General features: G+C 72.0%; 1 pseudogene (only partly in view). It reads right to left on the bottom strand.

The features are described 5' to 3' along the window. Positions 1 to 414 (bottom strand): annotated as a pseudogene (locus ACFE99_RS05575) (NAD(P)H-quinone dehydrogenase); its annotated part reaches 972 nt to the left of the window's first position; the annotation flags it as partial.

The raw sequence follows: 414 nt of genomic DNA, 5'->3' as shown, positions 1-414 counted from the left end.
GTGGCGATCAGCACGACGTCGGCGGCGTGCACGCTGGTGGTGCCGTCGGGGGCGGTCACCTTGATGCAGTGGCGCGCCAGGCCAGGCGTGGCGTCGACCAGCTCGCCGCGGCCCGCGATGACCTCGACACCCACGCTCAGCAGCTGCTGGGTGATGTCAGCGGACTGCGCCGCGGCCAGCGTCTTGACCCGCTGGTGGATTTCCGGCAGCGAGATCTTGGCGTCCTCGATATCGATGTCGAAACCCAGCTGCGGGGCACGGCGCAGCTCGGTGCGCAGCCCGGTGGAGGCGATGAAAGTCTTCGACGGCACGCAGTCGGCCAACACGGCCGCGCCGCCGACGCCGTCGGAGTCGACGACGGTGACCTGGGCGTCGCGCGCCGCGGCGACCAGCGCCGCCTCGTAACCGGCCGGG

This window comes from uncultured Mycobacterium sp., from assembly GCF_964249325.1.
Lineage (GTDB): Bacteria > Actinomycetota > Actinomycetes > Mycobacteriales > Mycobacteriaceae > Mycobacterium.
The sequence above is the reverse complement of the archived record's forward strand: the minus strand, read 5'-3'. Positions and strand labels throughout refer to the sequence as shown.